This is a genomic window from Kocuria sp. CPCC 205235 (assembly GCF_040980905.1).
Taxonomy (GTDB): domain Bacteria; phylum Actinomycetota; class Actinomycetes; order Actinomycetales; family Micrococcaceae; genus Kocuria; species Kocuria carniphila.
The window spans coordinates 54,183-70,129 of the sequence record NZ_JAVKPR010000004.1 but is presented as its reverse complement, the minus strand read 5'-3'; the positions used below and the strand labels follow the sequence as shown (position 1 = coordinate 70,129).

General features: G+C 62.8%; 15 protein-coding genes and 1 pseudogene. 3 read left to right on the top strand and 13 right to left on the bottom strand.

All coding sequences use genetic code 11. The annotated features are described in order from the left end of the window. Positions 1 to 188: 188 nt before the first annotated feature. Positions 189 to 1,550, top strand: coding sequence for an MFS transporter (locus RF638_RS04430; protein ID WP_368841515.1), 1,362 nt, complete (start codon positions 189 to 191; stop codon positions 1,548 to 1,550). Between the two features lie 88 nt (positions 1,551 to 1,638). On the opposite strand, the gene RF638_RS04425 is transcribed toward RF638_RS04430, so the two are convergent. The 3 genes from RF638_RS04425 to RF638_RS04415 all read right to left on the bottom strand — a co-directional run bounded on the left by RF638_RS04425 (position 1,639) and on the right by RF638_RS04415 (position 5,065). Continuing rightward, entirely contained in the window at positions 1,639 to 2,904 is a 1,266-nt protein-coding gene (locus RF638_RS04425) for an amidohydrolase (protein WP_368841514.1), read from the bottom strand. Next, positions 2,901 to 3,668, bottom strand: coding sequence for a trimeric intracellular cation channel family protein (locus RF638_RS04420; RefSeq protein WP_095797493.1), 768 nt, complete (start codon positions 3,666 to 3,668; stop codon positions 2,901 to 2,903). The genes RF638_RS04425 and RF638_RS04420 overlap by 4 nt, the downstream gene beginning before the upstream one ends. Positions 3,669 to 3,832: 164 nt before the next feature. Beyond that, positions 3,833 to 5,065 (bottom strand): FG-GAP repeat domain-containing protein, encoded by a 1,233-nt coding sequence (locus RF638_RS04415; RefSeq protein ID WP_368841513.1) that lies wholly within the window; start codon positions 5,063 to 5,065, stop codon positions 3,833 to 3,835. Positions 5,066 to 5,436: 371 nt separating this feature from the next. Between RF638_RS04415 and RF638_RS04410 the strand changes: the two genes are divergently transcribed. Beyond that, a complete protein-coding gene (locus RF638_RS04410) occupies positions 5,437 to 5,997 on the top strand; it encodes a PhoD-like phosphatase N-terminal domain-containing protein (RefSeq protein WP_368841512.1) in 561 nt (186 codons plus the stop codon). Between the two features lie 207 nt (positions 5,998 to 6,204). On the opposite strand, the gene RF638_RS04405 is transcribed toward RF638_RS04410, so the two are convergent. The 10 genes from RF638_RS04405 to RF638_RS04360 all read right to left on the bottom strand — a co-directional run bounded on the left by RF638_RS04405 (position 6,205) and on the right by RF638_RS04360 (position 14,827). Then, entirely contained in the window at positions 6,205 to 6,663 is a 459-nt protein-coding gene (locus tag RF638_RS04405; protein ID WP_368841511.1) for a hypothetical protein, read from the bottom strand. A 315-nt stretch (positions 6,664 to 6,978) separates the two neighbouring features. Then, positions 6,979 to 7,992 carry a phage major capsid protein gene (locus RF638_RS04400; protein ID WP_368841510.1) on the bottom strand — a complete coding sequence of 338 codons (1,014 nt, stop codon included), beginning with the start codon at positions 7,990 to 7,992 and terminating at the stop codon, positions 6,979 to 6,981. Positions 7,993 to 8,057: 65 nt separating this feature from the next. After that, positions 8,058 to 8,564 carry a hypothetical protein gene (locus RF638_RS04395; protein WP_368841509.1) on the bottom strand — a complete coding sequence of 169 codons (507 nt, stop codon included), beginning with the start codon at positions 8,562 to 8,564 and terminating at the stop codon, positions 8,058 to 8,060. Between the two features lie 23 nt (positions 8,565 to 8,587). Then, positions 8,588 to 8,929, bottom strand: coding sequence for a hypothetical protein (locus RF638_RS04390; RefSeq protein ID WP_368841508.1), 342 nt, complete (start codon positions 8,927 to 8,929; stop codon positions 8,588 to 8,590). Beyond that, a complete protein-coding gene (locus RF638_RS04385; protein ID WP_368841507.1) occupies positions 8,922 to 9,089 on the bottom strand; it encodes a hypothetical protein in 168 nt (55 codons plus the stop codon). The genes RF638_RS04390 and RF638_RS04385 overlap by 8 nt, the downstream gene beginning before the upstream one ends. Continuing rightward, a complete protein-coding gene (locus RF638_RS04380) occupies positions 9,082 to 9,657 on the bottom strand; it encodes a hypothetical protein (protein WP_368841506.1) in 576 nt (191 codons plus the stop codon). Before RF638_RS04380 ends, RF638_RS04385 begins: the two co-directional genes overlap by 8 nt. A gap of 345 nt (positions 9,658 to 10,002) precedes the next feature. Beyond that, on the bottom strand, positions 10,003 to 12,432 hold the full coding sequence (locus RF638_RS04375) for a phage/plasmid primase, P4 family (RefSeq protein WP_368841505.1): 2,430 nt from the start codon (positions 12,430 to 12,432) through the stop codon (positions 10,003 to 10,005). A 152-nt stretch (positions 12,433 to 12,584) separates the two neighbouring features. Next, the gene (locus RF638_RS04370) at positions 12,585 to 12,722 is read right to left on the bottom strand and encodes a hypothetical protein (RefSeq protein WP_368841504.1); all 138 of its coding nucleotides are present in this window, start codon (positions 12,720 to 12,722) and stop codon (positions 12,585 to 12,587) included. After that, positions 12,719 to 12,940, bottom strand: a complete 222-nt coding sequence (locus tag RF638_RS04365; RefSeq protein ID WP_368841503.1) for a hypothetical protein — start codon at positions 12,938 to 12,940, stop codon at positions 12,719 to 12,721. The genes RF638_RS04370 and RF638_RS04365 overlap by 4 nt, the downstream gene beginning before the upstream one ends. A 480-nt stretch (positions 12,941 to 13,420) precedes the next feature. Then, the gene (locus tag RF638_RS04360; RefSeq protein ID WP_368841502.1) at positions 13,421 to 14,827 is read right to left on the bottom strand and encodes a recombinase family protein; all 1,407 of its coding nucleotides are present in this window, start codon (positions 14,825 to 14,827) and stop codon (positions 13,421 to 13,423) included. A 41-nt stretch (positions 14,828 to 14,868) separates the two neighbouring features. Between RF638_RS04360 and RF638_RS04355 the strand changes: the two are divergent. Further along, positions 14,869 to 15,939, top strand: a pseudogene (locus RF638_RS04355) (alkaline phosphatase); the annotation flags it as partial. Between the last annotated feature and the right edge of the window lie 8 nt (positions 15,940 to 15,947).

Sequence of the window (15,947 nt, the reverse complement as noted above, 5' to 3'; positions counted from 1 at the left end):
CGCAGTAATGGTTCGGGAACCTGTGGTCAATCGGCCTACAGGGCGTGATTTTTGGATACTGTCGAGAGACCCAAGCCATGTGAGTCCCCGTTCGCATCGCGGGTCTTTACTCGTTGTATCTAAGTTCCGGCGGTGCCGGTCTCATCGCGTGACCGGTTGGTCTTGATAAGAACAATAGGGAGCACAGCATGGAAACCACCGCGGAAACAACCACCAGACCACCCCAGGGGATGACCCCGCGACACTGGATGGTCGCGGCCGGTGGCTTCATGATCATGATTGCGGCTTCCGTGGTGCTGTCAGGATTGTCCCTACTGCACCCGTTCATCGTGGGTGACATGTTCACGGACGAGACCGGAAACCCCGCCAACGGCGGTCAACCCGCCTTCCTTATTTACTTCACGGTCCTGACCATCACCATTGTGGTGACCATGATGTTCGCCGCCGGCCCCTTGATTGCCAAGTTCGGTCCCCGCGTGATGCTGGGTGTGGGCTCGTGCATCATGGGCCTGGGTGTACTGCTGTTCTCCTTCGCGCCCAACCCGTTCATGTTCTATGTGGCCGGCGCAGTCATCGGCATGGGTTACGGGCTGTCCCAGGCACCCATTCCCCCGGTCATCACCACGTCCTGGTTCGAGGCCAAGCGCGGTCTGGTCCTGGGCATCGTGCTTTCCGGTTCCGGCGTGGGCGGTCTGCTGTGGTCCATCCTGAGCCCGCGCATGGCAGAGTCGCTGGGCTGGCGCCCCACCATCATGACCATGGCCATCGTTCTGGTGACGCTCTCCTTGATCGCCACCGTGTTCCTGGTGCGCAATACCCCCGCCGACGTGGGTCTACTCCCCTATGGCGCGGTGCCCGGCGAGAATGAGGAAGCCCACAGCCAGGACCCCACCAAGCTCCCCGGTTTCGTGCTCCGCGACGCTCTGCGCAGCCCCTGGTTCTGGCTTCTGGCACTGGCCTTCGTGCTGATCGGCATGATCGTGTCCGTGACGCAGGTGCTGGCCATTCTGCTGAAGGTCTACACCGGCGAAAACATTTCCGCGTTCAGCCTGTTGCTGGCCACGTGGACGTTCACCCTGATCCTGTGGAAGCCGCTGCTCGGCATCATCAACGACAAGATCGGCGTGATCTGGATGATGGCCATCACCCTGGGCCTCATGGCGCTGGGCTTCCTGTACCTGCCGCAGATGTCGACGGCGGCCTCCGGGTTCGGTGCCATGGCCATGGCGCTGCCGCTGATGGCCATGGTCTGCATGTCCGCCGGTGTCTCCAACGCCACGGTCGCCCCGCCACTCGTCTTGCGTCAGTCGGTCGGCGCTCGCGATTACAGCAAGCTGCTGTCCCTGGGCCTGTCCTTCTACTACATTGGCAACGCCCTGGGCGCTCCGCTGTGGGGCACCATCCAGTCGGTCACCGGCAACTACAACCTGGGCCTCTACACCGCCCCCATCATCCTGGCGGTCATCGTGATCTTCGCTTTGCTCGCGGCCAAGAACGGCCCCAAGCAGTGGACCAACCCGGCCCCCACCACCACCACCAAGACCCCCTAACCGATCACGACCGACGACGGCGCCCGGTCACCTCCCGCGCGGAGGTGACCGGGCGCCGTCGTCGGTTAATTGACTGCCGGTCGAGCGGCTACCGACCCAGCCAGGCGGTCGAAGCCACCACGATGGCCGCGGTGGCTTCCGTCAGGGTTGGCTGGATGACCGGGGCGAACATCGGCGAGTGATTGCCCGGGATGTCTTGCGTAATGGTGCCGTTGGCCTCCGCCCGCGCGTACGCCTCCGGATCGGTTCCACCCACAGCCCAGTAGGTGTAGGGCACGCCCAACGCATTGGGGATGTCGCTGAAATCCTCACTCGCGGTCTGGCGGCCGTACTCGCGGATGGCATCAGCCGGGAAGTACTCGACGAATGCCTCGGCCACGGTGTGGGTCGTGTCTGCGTCATTGTCGGTCAGCGGGTAGCTGTTGATGACCTCGAACTCGGGCTCCTCGAGTGAACCGGACGCCTCTGTCTCCGCCTTGGAGATCCGTTTGATGGCTTCGATCAGATGATCTCGCACGGCCGTGCTGTAGGCGCGGATGTTGAGTTCCAGCACCGCGTGATCGTCGATGATGTTGCTCTTGGAGCCGACCGTCAGCTTTCCGACGGTCAGTACCGCGAACTCCCCGGGTTCGATTTCCCGTGAGACCACGGTTTGCAAACGGACCACCACCATGGAGGCCAACACCACGGGGTCGATGGACAGGTGCGGCATGGATCCGTGGCTACCGCGTCCGAACAGGGTCACGCGAATGCTCGCACCCATGGAGAGGAAGGGGCCAACGTGAGTGCTCAGCGTTCCGGCAGGCTTGGCCATCACGTGCTGGCTCAGGGCCACGGTGGGCTGCGGAATCACGTCCTTCAGCCCGTCGTCCACCATCGACTGCGCGCCCGTGCCGAGTTCTTCTGCCGGTTGGAACAGGGCGATGAACGTGCCCTGCCACGCGTCCTGGGACTCGGACAGCAAACGTGCGGCGCCCAGGAGTGAGGCCACATGCACATCGTGACCGCACGCGTGCATCACGGGGGTCGTGTTCCCGTTCTCGTCCGTGAACGTCTCGGTGCTGACGTAGTCCAGGCCGGTCGCTTCCTTGACGGGCAGCGCGTCCATGTCCGCGCGCATCAGCACCACGGGTCCGTCACCGTTGCTCAACACGCCGACGACGCCGGTGAGCCCCACCTTTTCGTGGACCTCGAACTCGAACTCCTTGAGCTTCTCGGCCACGATGGTGGACGTGCGCTCCTCATGGAAACTCAGTTCGGGGTGGGAGTGGAAGTCCTTGTACAGCTCTTCCTGCCAGTCCTTGATGTTCGACTGACCCTTGAGAACCTGCTCCGCCACCTGCGTGGATGTCATGCTGCGCCCTCCTCGTTGCTTCCTTCCTGGCCGATGCTACTCCCGCCACCTTGCCCCGCTGCGCGGTCAGAACCATCGCGCTTCTTCCTTGCTAGCCGCTTGGGGCGAGGTAGCCGGGCCAGCCGTTTGAAGGCTTTGGGACTCAAGTTCGCGGGGCCCGGCAAGCTCCACCCGAACTTCCTTGCTGCCAAACTGATCGCAGCGCTGAGAACGATGGCACCGGCCATGCCAACGGTGTGTTGGCCCAACTGCGCCAGCAAGTACATCTCGATACTGGCGATCAAGGCGCTGGTCGCATAGAGGGTGTTGCCGCCGAAGATCGCGGGCAATCGGCCCACCGCAACATCGCGGATCATGCCGCCACCCACGGCAGTGACCACGCCCAGCAGGATAGACGGCATCCATCCCAATCCGGCCGCTAGCCCCTTGATGGTTCCGGTGGCAGCCCAACAACCGACCGAAAGAGTATCCACAAAGAAAAGCCCGCGCTGCGTCCACCGTTGATCCAAGGGCAACAGGTAGGCAATGAGCGCGCCCGCCAGAGCCGTGGTCAGGTAAGCGGGATTACTGAGCGCCACCGGGAACCCTTGCTGCAACAAGGTGTCGCGCAGCATGCCCCCGCCCAACCCGGAAATGATGGCCAGGAACGTGAAACCCACCAGGTCCAACTTGAGGTGCCGGGCCACCACGCCACCGAGAATCCCATTGGTGATCACACCCAGTAGATCCACCGCATCAAAGACTGCCCTGGGTTCGATCTCCACCGGCTGCGCCTACTTTCCGTGTTGACTCCTTACCCGGTACAGCCTAAATCCGCTCCGGCACTGTGATGATCAAACACTCGGTCTCTTGACGCACGGGGCGGCGACCGTCCCCGTCGGTTTCCCGCGGACGGCCGCCGCTGAATCACGTGTCAACGAGCTGCCACTCAGCTACGTTTCAACATCTCGACAATCGTGCTGGAGTAACCGAACCCCACCACGTCGGCTCGATTATCACCGTTCACGTCGGCCAAGACACGCGGATACAGGTCCACGGTCCACCCGTCGTTGTTGCCGAACTCTCGGAGCCACAAGCTGGCTGCGCCCACGGACCCGTCACGCTGGGTCAGGGCCACGTAGGTACCCGAATATCCGAACCCCACGATGTCTGCGGTCCCGTCACCGTTAGCATCGGCCAACGTGCGAACATGGTGTCCGATCTTCCAGCCGTCGTAACTGCCGAAGTCGGCCACCTTCAGTGTGGGTGCGCTGAAGCCACCACCGAATCGGCCGTAGGACACGTAGGTACCCGCATTTCCGAATCCCACGAGGTCTTCGATCAGGTCGCCATTGAGGTCACCCGTGACACGCGGAGTGCGTTGCTCGCTCCACCCTTGGTTGGTTCCGAAGTCGCCGACCCTCACGGTTGGTGCCGTGAATCCTCCGGTCGAGCGCGCGTAGGCAACTGTGACTCCCTTGGCCCCGAAGGCCACGATGTCATCACGATTGTCACCGTTGACGTCCGCCAGCTCCCGAAGGTGTTCGCCGATCTTCCATCCCTGGGCCGCTGTCAGGTCGTTCACTGCAACCGTGGGAGCGGTGAAGCCACCGCCGACTCGCGCGTACGACACGTAGGTTTTGGAATATCCGAAGCCAACGATGTCCGCCCGGCCGTCATTGTTGACGTCGCCCAATTCCCTCACGTGCTCACTCTTGAGCCAGCCTTGGCTGGTTCCGTAATCACGCAGTGCAAGAGTGGGCGCGGTGAAACCGCCGTCCGTTCGGCCATAGGCAACAGTGGTTCCGGCAATACCGAAACCGACCACGTCCGCCCTGCCGTCGTCATTGACATCGGCAAGCTGACGAGGGTGCTGGCCCTCGCGCCAACCTTGGTCATATCCGAAATCACGCAATCTCAACTGAGGCGGTGCAAAGGTCCTGTTCACGCGGCCGAGAGCCACGTAGGTACCTTGGTCGCCGAAACCGACGATGTCATCCCGACCATCGCCGTTGACATCCGCCAGCAAACGCGGATGCTGCTGAACACGCCATCCATTGGCGTAGGTGAAATAGGGTTGCGACGCCGCTTGGGCGGGTGCCCCCGTCAAGACCACCGCTGAACTCGCGAGCGCGAGGGTGGCGGCCACACTCAGTACTTTGGTTTTAGCTGTAGAACTCATTGCAGGTTCCGATCATGCTTGATCATGCAGAACGAGCCAGAGCCTCAGGTGTCTCCCACGGAAAAACGGTGAAAGCCCACTGCGTTGACGACCCACAGGCCCAACTACTCAGCGGCGAAAAGTGTCTCGACGGGGCCCCGGCCCGGCGATCTCAGATCAGATAAAAAACCCGCAGGTCACTCGCACGAATGCCCAGCTCGTTCGGCCGCTTCACGACGTAGTTGTGTAGTTCTCGGATTACGCCCGTTCCCGGGGAAAGTCAACATCACATGTCCCCTAAAGCGTGATCATGGAAATATGCGTGTGACCAGCGCGATTATTGTTCAGATACCCGCAAGTTGGATGTCATTCGGGGCCAGCACTATGAACCCATGCCTACCAACAATGCGCCCATCAATCGTCGTCAACTCGTCTCCGGCAGCCTTGCCGGCGCGGCACTCATTGCCCTCCCCGGCACCGCGATCGCCCATCGCGGCGAGCGCCCCGTACCGGGGCTGATCAGCAAGCGCCTGACTCTTCCCAGCGGCGTTGCCTCCGGTGACGTCTCCTCCAATTCGGCAGTGCTGTGGGCGCGTTCCTCGGGTCCGGGTCGCCTGCACGCCACGCTTCAGGCGGTTTCCGCCGACGGCGCTCCGTTGCGCGGGCGCTTTGCCCGCGGTCTTCGCCTGACCTCCGGCTGGGCGAACCCTACGTCAGATCACACGGCCAAGATTTTCGCGGGCAAGCTGCCCTCCGGGACCCGGTTCAAGGTCACGTACGCGTTCGAGGACGATCGGGGTCGGATGGGCGAGCGCGCCGTCGGCACTTTCACCACCGCTCCGGGCAAGCGTTTCGGGCCGAAGACTTCCGCAGCACAGTCCTTCGTGTGGACCGCAGACACCGCGGGCCAGGGCTACGGCATCAACGAGGACATCGGCGGGATGCGGGGCTAGCCAAATAGTGTTGAGAGACTATATCTTACAAGCCGACCGCAGGGGTCCGGGTGCGGCCAGCCCCGGGGTGATTTGAACCCGGTTCCAGCGGTTCCATACTCAAACAAACTTCCCTCATGAGGGAGAAATATAGAGGAAGTTACTTTCAGCATGGAACCTCTGGAACCCTGGCGTTTCACCTAGTCACAGAGCTTTAGCCCGGGCTGGTCAGTCCGCGCCGTACAGCTCCTCGAGGTTCTCCGCCGGCCGCGGGTCCGGGACTGCGGAGACTGGAGCGGGGTCCACGTAGTTGATCCGCAAGTCTCTCCGAGCCTCGCTCGTGGTCCCCATGATCTTCTCCCGGTTGCGTAGCTCGGTGGCCGCGGAGACGTTACCGCGGTAGGCCATGTCTGCCACCAGAGCCGTGGTCCGGGCAAAGGCCCAGTCTGACGGCGACCACAGGACACAATGTGGCATCCTCGAGACGGCTTTCCACCACTGCCTCGTGAGCTTGTGGAGCGGGACGGGAGCCCCTGGGCGGCCGTCCTTGCCCATGATCACGCGCGTCCGTGGCAGGGACGGCACGCGGCCGGCGTAGGGGACGTTCTCGACGTCCTGCCAGCCTTGAGCGCGCGACTCACGGTGGAGCCGTGATGAATTCTTCGGTTTGGGGCCACGAATAGCCATGTCTTTTACTCCTCGAAAGTGCGGGATTGCGCGGAATCAGGGGGTCTGCCGGCCAAGGTGCAGAATCTCAGAATCTTGGAGTAACCGTCACAGCCTATGCCGCTAGACCGAGCTGACGTCAGACCGGGGGGCCCTCCCCCCTGGTGTCTCCTCTCTGGACAGACAGCAGACTCCAGAACTACTGACGGGACAGACAGTAGAGTTTCCCCAGGTCAGAACGGGATCGGTTTGCTACGGAGACAGGCAGTAGTTCCGGATAGGGAGAGGCGGCTCCCGCGAGGAGGTTCCCCACAGGAGCCGCCATGCTCACTCAGCTCAGCCGGCCACCAATGCAGACGGGCGAACGATCTGGACGACTGCCTTGGGATGACCGAAACCGATTGCGATTCGCATCGTGCCTCGAATGGCCACACGATCACTCGTGAAGAACGCGGAGTGATCCACGTCCACCTTGGCGTCCTGCCGGACTCCGACTCGCACGGAGTTCTTCGGGATCGCCCAGCTAATCCCGTTGGTCAGCGCAGGGGACGTCACCACGGGCACACCGTCAATCACCATCGTCCCCGCCTGGCCGGCGGCCTCGGTGAGCAGACGCTTAGCGGAGGAGCTGGACTCCTTGAGCTTGGCCAGCTCCTCGGCGTCGTCCGGCGACATGACGAACGCGGCCAGCTCAGCTCCCACACCAGCGGCGCGGAACTTAGCCGACACGAACGGGTCCAGGTTGGTCAGAGTCTCGGGAGCCTCCACCTGGGTATAGCCGGTCAGCGTGGCCAGGCCAGCGGGAGCCTTGGCTCCGGCGTCGGTGAACATGGCCAGGTCCACCTTGCGAGCGATATCGCGGACCAGGCCTCGGCCAATCTCGTCAGCAGCAGCCGGGGAGCTGTCCTCGGCCAGCTCTCGGGAAATCACGGAGAGGCCGGCCACCTTGCGGAAAGGGGACTCGACCTCGTCAAGCTGAGCCTCGGAGACCGGAATCTCCTCGCCCTCGTCAACCCACGCCGCGCTGGGATCAGCCGAGACAATCGGGAAACGCATACGGTCCCCGGACAGGCCGGAGCGGAACAGGCTGATACGCGCGGCCACGGACTCAGTCTGGAGCGGCTGGACCAGCAGCTCGTCAATGATTTCCGGGGTCCAGGCGTTGGCCGCGGTAGAGGTTGTAGTACTCATGACAATTGCCCTCCAAAGGCGAGAGAAGAAACAGGTACGGGAGTCCTGCTGTCTCGAGCTGGCCGGCCTGCCGGCTAGTGCTCGCGCTCTCGCCTGGAGAGCAATGACTATGAAATTTGAACGGCTCCGCGCCTCCTGGACGCGTGACCTGAGAATCATTCTATTCTAGAGATGACGAGGCGCGCCAGCGGTCAGGGAACAGGCGCGCCTCGTCGTGTACTCACCTACCTCGGATTGATCACATTGGACCAACCACCAGGCTGGCGGTCTCCACCGGGGGGAGTCTCACGTCCTGCCGTCGGATCAGGAGCTGGCCGGTATCGGAGCCGGAGACCAAACGTGTCCTCAGCCGTGGCCAGCGCCGCGCTCAACGCCTGAGAATCGAGAGCACCAGTCTCTGCGTCGAACACTCCATCACGGAGCCCTACCGCCTTGAGCGCCTCGGGAGTCACCTGGACGCGGCGCGCTTTCAGCTCCGCGGCGAGTAGAGCATCTTGCGCGTTGTTGAGCCGGCCAGTGGTCGCCTCCAGCTCCTCCCGCGCCTCTCGAGCGCTGACACGGTGGCCGGCGGCCTCCCGTCGGAGTTTCGACAACTCGTCTTGAGGCTCTGAACGCTCCTCTCCCGCGTTGGAATCCTCCAGACTAGTCCCAGTATCGTTACGCGGTTCTGTGGCGTCCTGGGCCTGGTTCTGGGCGTCCTCGGTGGTGGTTTCGGTTTCTGTCGTGGTCATTTCAGTGTCCTTTCTCTCGTTGGTCATGCCGCTTGGGCGGCGACGTCAGCCGCGCTCGGGACTCCGGCAATGGCGCGAGGCCAGATACCGGAGGCAAAGTCCGCGTAGACGACCGTGACGGCGTTCGCGTGGAGGTCTTGGCCGGCCACCAGTCGCCACAACGCTCGCTCGGCGTCCGTCACTGGCCGGCGGTACGTCCGGCCGGTGAGCCGGAGCCGGTAGCTATCAGCCGCCTGTGTCGCGTCCTCCGCCGTCCGGAGTTTGCAGTCCTTGGGGCCTGCCAGGTGCTGCCAACGCCATGAGTTGAGCCAGCGGCCACCACACGCGGGACACGAGGGGACGGCTCGGAGTGTGTAGTCAGTCATTTCGCTCAGCCTCCAAAATCTCGTCCCAGCCGAACAACGAGCCAGAGAATTTCTGCGTCTCGCCCACATAGGCCGGGACGCCGTTCACGTCCTCGATGACCTCTCCGGGAATTTCAATAGTGACCGGACGGAGTACGCGCGGCCTGGTGCTTTCAGACATTGGAGTTGTCCTTTCGGTTTGTAACGGGGATATTGAGCCGCTGTTCTGCAACGTGACCATCTGCCAGGACGACCCACTCGCAGGGACGGTCCGGCCACGATGCCTGTTCGTGCTCGCGGCTGATGTTTCGGGCAAGGCGTCGCTCTCGAGCGGCGTCGCTCTCGAGGAGAGAGGCCCTGAGGACCGGGTTGTAATGCCGGAAGTCTCCAGTGAGGCCAGCCAGGAGCGCTCCCACGATGAACTCCCCGTTCGTGGTGTACCGGCCCCCGCGCTCCTGCATTGTGTGTTTCCACGCGTAGGTGCTCCGAGACGCCGTGGTGATCCGGTTCGTGGGGACCAGCTCCGTCCGGCAGAACTCGGCCGCGGCGTTGATCTTGGCCAGACTGAGCGCGTCCGCGTTGTACAGGTCGTCGCGCCATGCCCGATGCTCTGCCAGGGAGTTGGTCCGGTTCCGGCCGTTTCCGTATCGGTGGACCTTTGGGTACTTGTCCAGGACCGCGCGGACGTCCTCCACGGTGTAGGTGGTTTGCTCCAGTCGAACCGTGGATTCCACGGTGTTGGTTCTCAATTGGCGCGCCACCCGATGATTTACTTTCCCGCCACGTAGATGACTATCGAGAAGTTTCTTAGTCCAGCCGGAGGAGAGCGCTTCCGCAGCTTCAAGCGTTGGAGCGCTGTTACGTTCAAGCTCCGTGAGAGGCCGGAACGGTAGGGAGCCCTGGTAGTCGTTTTCAAACCCGGGTTCCCATTGCCGCCAGTGTGCGACCCAGTAAGCAAAAGACGTTCCACCGTTGGTGCAGAAGTGGCACCAGAGGTTTCCATCCTGGTCCGCGAAAATCTGGTCAAGGTGTTGTTTGACCATTGTTTTTCCTTTCGTCAAGCTGGCGGAACGGCCAGCCTCGGTGTGTGGTGATTAGTTCGTGCGCCACGTGACGCCGCGCATGACGTAGGGGGACTTAGCGGAGTCCCGCTCCAAGGCCAGCTCGTCATCGGGAAACCACGTGATTGAGGACGGATTCTTGACCCGCCCCCGGCTGACGCCACGAACGGAGACCAGCTCGTGGTCCTCGAACGCGCTCCTGAAAGACGCGCTACTCATTGGCATCTTCCCGTTAGAGGTCCGCCAGTCCGAGAACACGTCGTACAGCTCTTTCATGGAGACCATGGCCCGCGGATCGAACTCCAGGAACTCCTCCAGGAATCCCTTGATGACGTCCTCTCGGCCACGCCACTCCTCGGTTGAGGCCTTGACCGACTCCGTCAGCGGAGCCATGTTCCGATCTGCCGCGTACCAGTTCTGAGCGCCCTCCACGGCCCACGCGAGGACGGCCTCTGCCCGTCCCCCCTTACCCTCGGAAAGATTGGTACGCAGACTCGTGTCCTTGACGCGCTGACGCGCCGGGTCGTTGATCTGCTCCGCGTGTTCCACATACGTGTACGGGAACTCGAGCAATGCCAGACGCCGCCAGGTTCCGTGGTCGGTCTCGGCCACGTGGAGGTCGTAATTCGTCGTCAGGATCAGCGAGTGGCTGGCCCTCCAGCGGACGACGTCCTTGTACATACGACGGCCGTCCATGACGTCGGTCCCGGCAATGTCTTTGAGCCGTTTGACGTTGAGCGTCCGTCCCTTGGGTAGCTCCTCGATGTAGGCCAGCCGCGCTCCGCGTAGCTCGGTCAGCTCCGTGGAGTGGCCCTCAGCCGGGGAGGTCAAGACCTTTTCCGGAACCTTGGTCATGTGCTCGCCCAGTGCAGTCTGGAGCGCAGTCAGCAACGTGGACTTGGCACCGGAGCCGGAGTTTTTCAGGAAAACCACGCGGTCATCGGTGGGAGTGTGACCAGTGATGCCCTGGCCGATACGACCCTGGAACCAGTCACGGTCATCCTGCGGCAAGGACGCCAGCGCCTTGTCCCAGTCCGCGTGGACCGCCCCGGGGAGGTACGGTGTCCGCGAGGACTTGGTCAGCAACAACGCCGGATCATGGTCCCGCAGTTGGCCCGTCGTCAGGTCCACGACGCCGTTACCCACACAGAGCAAATCCGGGTGAGCATCAAACTCCGCGTCGTCACGCTGGACGAACGTGGCCACCTGCGACATGACATGACGTCCCTTGACGTCGTCACGCAGTTTGGCCAGCTTCGAGAAGTCCCCGGGGTTGGCGCGGGGGATGACGGCCTGGAGCCACGCGGCCATAGCCTCCATGACCAGCCCCAGTACGCGAGCATCCGTGGCACGTCGCCACGCTCCGCGCTTGGGATCGTAAAGCAACCAGCCCATGGCCGGCGTGTAAACCAGCCGGTCCTTGAGCCCGGGCATGATTGATTCCGCTACGTCACGGTCCTCCGTGCGGATACCGCCTAGCCGCGAGCCTCCGGTCACTGCCGTGAACTCAGAGCCCACAGGATCGAACGGGACCGCACGCTGAGCCTTTGCCGCTCCCGCGGACCACTGACGGTCAAACTTCCGGTCAAACGCGGCCGGGGACAGATCGCCAGGTTTGGAGCCGATCAGACCGTTGCGCTCGCACGCCTGACGCATCAACTCCCGTACGTTCTCCCGGGAAATGATTTCTCCGTCGTTGACGGCCTCCAGGTAGGCGTATCGCCCCAGCTTGAAGATCGTCCCGGTCACCAGAATGTCGCGGTTACCCTCCTTGGCGTGCTCAACCTTGGCCACTTCATCGGTCACGGCTTTGATCACCTGATTGTGGACCTGGCCGACCTCGCTGGGATGCTCGGGCATAGGCGGGCTCACATCGGGAGCCCGCTCAACCGTTGCGGAGGTACGCACGTGCTCCTTGAGCCAGGACTCCAGAGCGTCCACGGAGGCGTCCATGGCCAGCTCGTCGTCCACGGTCGCGCCAAGGTCGGAGAACTCCAGCTCGTAGCCGCGGTAGTCATGCTTTCCACGCCGGGAGCCGGGGAGGTACACGTTGCTCTTGCCCTGGAACTCCACACCGGGGAAATCACGGAGCCCGCCTGAGCGGATATCGCAGACGTATTCCGGGGACGCGGGGACGTAGAGATGATGTCCTCCTCCGGGGGTGGCCACGCGAGCGGCAATGATGACGCCGGCCGCCTCCAGGGAGGTCACCACGGCGTCCACGTCCCCCCATGCAGCGGGGTCGTCTCCGTGGCGGTCGATATCGAACACGGAGAACGCACCAGGAGCCATGATCGCGCCCACCAGCGAGCCGGGACCGTAAGAATGGTCGGCCAGCCGCTTGTCGTTACCGGAGACGTCCAGCTCCCCCCAGTTCGTCGGGTGAGTTTCCTTGGCCCGCGCCCAGAGGGGGTGGCCGAACGCGGATAGTTCCGCGTAAAAGGCCTTGATATCTTCCGGCATATCCGAGAATCCGATATACTCAGACTCAGAGAATCGTGGTGCGGTACCTCGGTTTTTCTTTCTCGGTGATGTGTCAGGAGAAACCCCGTTGGACGTTTGATCGTTCGGCGGGGTTTTCTCATGCCCGGATGCTTCTCGATTGGCAGACATGCTCAATTGGCACCGCCTTTCAGGGCAGCGGCCACGGCGTGGACCTGGGATTCGTTGAGTGGCGGGAAACCAGCCACGGTCCTTTCCACGAACGCACGCAGAGATTCAGTGGCGACGGTTGTGGTGGTAGCGGTGCTCACTTGGAACCACCGCCCACCAAAATGGCGGCCACGCGCTCGCGATCTTCCAGCGGAAGCGCGGGAGACTCGGCCATAGCCTCACGCACGCTACGTTCCAGCAAAGCCACGCGCATATCCATGCGTGCGCGAGCGGCACGAGCGGTGTCCCCCACACGGGTAGCGATAGCCAGCCTGCCACGTGCAGCAAGGACCGGATTCGGTGTTTTGGTTTCGGGCATGACAAACGTTCCTTTGAAGTTCTCGGAACGTCCTGCGTGCTCTTTTTATTACCCGGGGTTCTCGCCAGCTAGCGATATAGTTCCGGCACCAGCGGGCTTGCCACAAACTGGATAGACGCTACCCTGCGGTGAAAAGGCACCGAGAGGGCAGAAGCTGAATTACTGGGAACGTGTATGAAGTTGGATACCCACTCGAGCTACCGGGTGAGTGCAATCATTCTTACGCAAGTTGAACAAGTATGCAAATACTTTCGTTTTGTCAAAAGAAAGCATCCCGAATACTGCGGAATTAGCTAGTAACGGAGGTGTGGCGGCCTCGATACGGGATGGCCGGCCCGCGGGGATTCGGCCTCGGTTCCAGCGGTTCCATACTCAAACAAACTTCCCTCATGAGGGAGAAATATAGAGGAAGTTACTTTCAGCATGGAACCTCTGGAACCCTGGCGTTTCCCCTAGTCAGCGCGATTTAGCCCGGGCTGGTCATCGGCTGATCTTGGGCTCAATCTTGATCGAGTCGTAGTCGAACTTGCCGCCTCCGCGCCGGGTGGAGGGGTGGATTGTGACCACGGCGAGCGCGTCCACGACTGCCCTGCGCGTCTCGAGGTCCGCGGACTCCCACGCCGCTCTAATGTCCGCGGCACTCAGCATGGACTCCACGGCTGGGGACGGCCGGGTAGAGGCCAGAACGACACTCAGCTCCCGCTGGCGGGCCTGAATCCGCTCGGTGATGATGTTGAGCTGTTCTCCCGTAATGGCACCGTCCGCGAACGTCTCAGCAGCTTCGGCCAGCCGTGCGCGTAGCGTCTGGTCCTCCGCGTGCAAAGCGGCTACGTCTACGTCCGGCGCGGAGGCAGCGGCCAGCGCGGAGGCGGTGTCCGGACGGGAGAGCAGAGCAATCATGACCTCCGACACGGCCGCGTCCACGTGCACGGCAGTGCGGAACGGGTGGCCCTTGCCGCCGGAGCGACAACGGTAAATAGCGTTGGTGCCGTTGGCTCGTCCGGTGACGGAACTGGTCTTTATCCGGTCCCCACACACGCCACACAGTGCGAGCCCGGGGAGTAGGTACTTGGCTCGGTTGGACTGAGACACGCGCCGGGAGGGGTCGGACAGAATCCGTTTGACGGCCTCCCACTCGTCCCGGGAGACCAGGGAAGGAAACTGGGACTCCCCGATAATCTCACCGTGCCACTCGGCCAGCCCGGCGTTACGGGGACGGACTAAGACTTGCCGGAGCGTGGTGTGGGTCCAATCCTGGCCGTGGCGCGTCTTGACGCCTCGCTCCTTGAAGTCACGGACCACAGAGCCCAGCGAGCGGCCGGCAATGACGGCGCGGGTGGCCTTACGGACCTCGGCCGCCTCCGGCTCGCTCCTGACCGGCACGCCGTCTGTCACGGACCAGCCGAAAGGAACCGTGCCGCCCAGAAACTTTCCGGCGCGCGCGTTCTGGTGCATGGCGCGCTGGACGCGGTCGGCCTTGTGCTCGGACTCCTGACGCGCCACGGCTCCGAGCATACGAGCCACCATGCGACCGGACGGCGTGGAGAGGTCTAGCTGACCAGCCCTCACCGTCTGCGTGATGACGCCGTGCTTTTCGGTCAGGTTGATGTACCGCTCAAGCTCGGCCGGCGAACGGTGGAGCCGGTCAGTGTGCCACGCGAGCACGCCTTGGACTCGTCCGGATTCCAGCTCGGTCAGCATCTGTTCGTAATCCGGTCGCCGTTTGCCGCTGTATGCGGATATGTCGTTGTCGGACATTTCGGCTACCACTGTCCAGCCCAGCGTCCTTGCTAGCTCTCGGCAGTCCTCCAGCTGGCGCTCGATACCTAGGCCAGCCCCGCTACGGTCCCGGCTGATGCGCGCGTAGATAATCGCGTTGGTTGTCATGGACAACACCATAGCCTTTAGATAGTGCTTCCACGTTATTCGGGTACGCGGCCATGCACGCCACCAAGCCGGACTTCTTCTTGCACTCCGGAGACACCGTCTACGCGGATAATCCCATCGAAAAGACCCTGGAAGTTCCGAACGAACCCCTGTGGCGCAATGTGGTCACGGAGGAGGTGTCCAAGGTGGCCGAGACGCTCAACGAGTTCCGCGGGCGCCACCGTTACAACATGATGGACAAGAATCTGCGGGCCATGTACGCGGAGGTTCCCGTGATCGCTCAGTGGGACGATCACGAGACCACCAACAATTGGTGGCCGGGCGAGATCCTCGAGGATGAGCGCTATACACAAGTGCGCGACGTCGACACCCTGGCCGCTCGCGGCCGTCAAGCGTGGCAGGAGTACATGCCCATCGCGGACTCCCGTGCGCTCTCCCGCGGCACCGGTTTCGAGCCGGCCCGCATCTACCGCAAGGTCGAACGCGGTGACCACTTGGACGTGTTCGCCCTGGACATGCGCACCTTCAAGAGCGAGAACACGCCGGGCAAGGAGCGGCACGAGACCGACATCCTGGGCGAAGAACAGACCCGCTGGCTCATCCGCGGACTGCGCCGTTCCCGGGCCACGTGGAAAGTGATCGGCAACGACTTGCCCCTGGGACTGGTTGTGCCGGACGGTAAGGACCGGGAGTCCATCTCCAACGCTGATCACGGTGCGCCGCTGGGTCGCGAGCTGCAGTTGGCGCGGATCCTGAAGGCCATCAAGGACTACGACATCAAGAACGTGGTGTTCCTGACCGGCGACGTCCACTATTGCGCCGCCCACCACTACTCCCCCGAACGGGCGGCGTTCAAGGACTTCAAGCCGTTCTGGGAGTTCGTGGCCGGGCCCATCAACGCGGGAGCCTTTGGTCCCAACACATTGGACCGTACCTTCGGGCCCCGCGTGGACTTCGAGCAGGCCGGCCCGCCCATGGCCTCACCGCGCAACGGTGACCACCAGTACTTCGGTCACGTGGCCATCCCCGAGGACGGCAGCGAGTTCACCGTCAAACTGGTCAATGCCAATGGCAAGGCCGTGTATCAGCGCACGCTCACCCCTGAACGCTGATCCAATCA

Excerpts from the sequence above, each read along its gene's own strand:
- RF638_RS04430 (WP_368841515.1), top strand. The coding sequence starts at position 189 with ATGGAAACCACCGCGGAAACAACCACCAGACCACCCCAGGGGATGACC.
- RF638_RS04425 (WP_368841514.1), bottom strand. The coding sequence starts at position 2,904 with ATGACATCCACGCAGGTGGCGGAGCAGGTTCTCAAGGGTCAGTCGAAC.
- RF638_RS04415 (WP_368841513.1), bottom strand. The coding sequence starts at position 5,065 with ATGAGTTCTACAGCTAAAACCAAAGTACTGAGTGTGGCCGCCACCCTC.
- RF638_RS04410 (WP_368841512.1), top strand. The coding sequence starts at position 5,437 with ATGCCTACCAACAATGCGCCCATCAATCGTCGTCAACTCGTCTCCGGC.
- RF638_RS04405 (WP_368841511.1), bottom strand. The coding sequence starts at position 6,663 with ATGGCTATTCGTGGCCCCAAACCGAAGAATTCATCACGGCTCCACCGT.
- RF638_RS04400 (WP_368841510.1), bottom strand. The coding sequence starts at position 7,992 with ATGATTCTCAGGTCACGCGTCCAGGAGGCGCGGAGCCGTTCAAATTTC.
- RF638_RS04395 (WP_368841509.1), bottom strand. The coding sequence starts at position 8,564 with ATGACCACGACAGAAACCGAAACCACCACCGAGGACGCCCAGAACCAG.
- RF638_RS04390 (WP_368841508.1), bottom strand. The coding sequence starts at position 8,929 with ATGACTGACTACACACTCCGAGCCGTCCCCTCGTGTCCCGCGTGTGGT.
- RF638_RS04385 (WP_368841507.1), bottom strand. The coding sequence starts at position 9,089 with ATGTCTGAAAGCACCAGGCCGCGCGTACTCCGTCCGGTCACTATTGAA.
- RF638_RS04375 (WP_368841505.1), bottom strand. The coding sequence starts at position 12,432 with ATGCCGGAAGATATCAAGGCCTTTTACGCGGAACTATCCGCGTTCGGC.
- RF638_RS04365 (WP_368841503.1), bottom strand. The coding sequence starts at position 12,940 with ATGCCCGAAACCAAAACACCGAATCCGGTCCTTGCTGCACGTGGCAGG.
- RF638_RS04360 (WP_368841502.1), bottom strand. The coding sequence starts at position 14,827 with ATGACAACCAACGCGATTATCTACGCGCGCATCAGCCGGGACCGTAGC.